This is a genomic window from Polaromonas sp. P3_C2, from assembly GCF_056402675.1.
The window spans coordinates 1-1,956 of the sequence record NZ_JBFUGX010000714.1 but is presented as its reverse complement, the minus strand read 5'-3'; the positions used below and the strand labels follow the sequence as shown (position 1 = coordinate 1,956).

The following is a 1,956-nucleotide window of genomic DNA, read 5'->3' as shown; positions in this document are numbered from 1 at the left end:
GCCTCATTCGCCGCAACAATCAGCTGTTTCGCTTTTTGCTCCAAGGTCCCTGCGCCTGTAAGGATAGCCGCAATGCCCGGATCCGCAACCATGTCCGAGAGCCCATCCGAACACATCAGATAAAGGTCCCCCGCGTCCACACGATGCTCATTGACCTCAACCAGCACCGTGTCTTCGACGCCCAAGGCGCGTGTGACCAAGTTCTTGTTCAGGGAAGTCAGTGCCTGCTCGGGAGTTATCAGCCCGGCGTCAATTTGTTCTTGCAGCAGCGAGTGGTCTTTGGTGATTTGCTGCAGCTCCTGGCCGCGCAGACGATAGCAACGGGAATCGCCAATATGACCCAGCATCAGTCGCCCGTCCTGGAACACCCCCACCACCAGCGTGGTACCCATACCCGCGTACTGGGGGTTGGAGTTCGCCGCGTTGAAGATCGAATGATTGGCATTTTCCACGCAGATTTCTAAAGCCCGACGCACTTCCTTGGCATTGGCATGCCTGCCCGCCTGGGAAAGCCAACGGCCCATTTCCGACTTGATGAAAGCGGCAGCCATGCCGCTTGCAATTTCGCCTGCGTTATAGCCACCCATTCCGTCCGCCAGGATGCAAAGCCGCGTCGCAGCATCAAAAGCAACCGCATCCTCGTTGTTGTCCCTCGTCAACCCCGGGTCGGTATGTGTACAAATCTCGTAGTTCATCTTGTTCGTGTGATCACTGGGTGTCGGTATCGGCAGCAGGTGCTTTGGAAACCACGGTTTTCTCAAATGTCTGCGTGCCGTCGACATTCACGGCCTGGGTCGCATCATAGGTCTTCGGGCCAGCAGCTGGTACAGTCGCTGATTGCACGACCGTGGCGTCAAATTGGGCTGCTGGCGCACCCTGTTGAGGCGCAAACGATGGGGCCGGTGCAGTACCTTCCATTGCGGCAATGACAGCGCGCAGATCTGTCGCCAATCGATCACCATCCTGATACCGCAACTCCGGCTTCTTGGCCAGAGACAGCGCAACAATCTCGGCCAGTCGCGCCGGCAGCTCTTTACGGATGATACGGATATCGGGGGCTTCTTCGTTCGCGATCTTGTACATCAGTTCGGCCATGGAATCGCCACGGAATGGCAACACGCCAGCCAGCATCTGAAACAGCATGACACCCAGCGAGTACAAGTCCGAGCGCCCGTCGACTTTTTTACCTGCAATCTGCTCCGGCGACATGAAGCTGGGCGTCCCCAATACAAGACCGGTCTTTGTTTTGCTTGAATCCGTAATGCGAGCGATGCCGAAGTCGGTCACCTTCACCGTATCGCTTTCGATTTCATACATGATGTTGGCCGGTTTGATGTCCCGGTGCACCACATTCTGCTTGTGTGCGTAAGCCAGGGCTTCAGCCACCCGTGCCACGATGGACAGGACCTTCGGGACCGGCAACAAATGGCCGTCCTTGGTGACATCTGCCAGATCCTTGCCCTTCAGAAACTCCATGGCAATGAATGCCAGGTCGTGTTCTTCACCCGCATCAAAAATCGTGACAATGTTCTGGTGCTGCAGCCGGCCAGCGGTCTCGGCTTCCCTGAAGAAGCGCTCCCGCGCATCGTCAAGCTCCTCGCCCTCGAACTCCTGACTCAAAGCCATAGTCTTGATGGCGACGACACGGCCAATCTTTGGGTCCTTGCCGAGGTACACCACGCCCATGGCGCCCTTGCCCAATTCCTTTTCGACTTGATAGCGACCCAACATGGGCTTTTCAACACCCCCACCGTCAAGGAGCATGGTCCCGCCCGGGTGCGCGCCGCCACCGCCCAAAATGACGGTTTCCGACAGGTTTTTGGCCCGATTAAGCTTGGACTGCAGGTCTTTGTGGTTCTTGTTGTAGGTGGCCATGTACTCGTACACGGCTTGAGCTTTGTTGAACTGGCGCTTGCGCTCGAAATCCAGCGCTAGGTTGTTCATGTTGTCCATCAG

The 1,956-nt window shown here is 56.9% G+C and carries 2 protein-coding genes; both read right to left on the bottom strand.

Translation table 11 applies throughout. The annotated features are described in order from the left end of the window. A partial coding sequence (locus tag AC1DWI_RS21075; RefSeq protein WP_477725667.1) for a PP2C family protein-serine/threonine phosphatase occupies window positions 1–695 on the bottom strand: 695 nt, incomplete at its 3' end. Between the two features lie 13 nt (window positions 696–708). Next, window positions 709–1,956, bottom strand: a 1,248-nt coding sequence (locus AC1DWI_RS21070; RefSeq protein ID WP_477725666.1) for a serine/threonine-protein kinase, incomplete at its 5' end; no start/stop codon positions are given.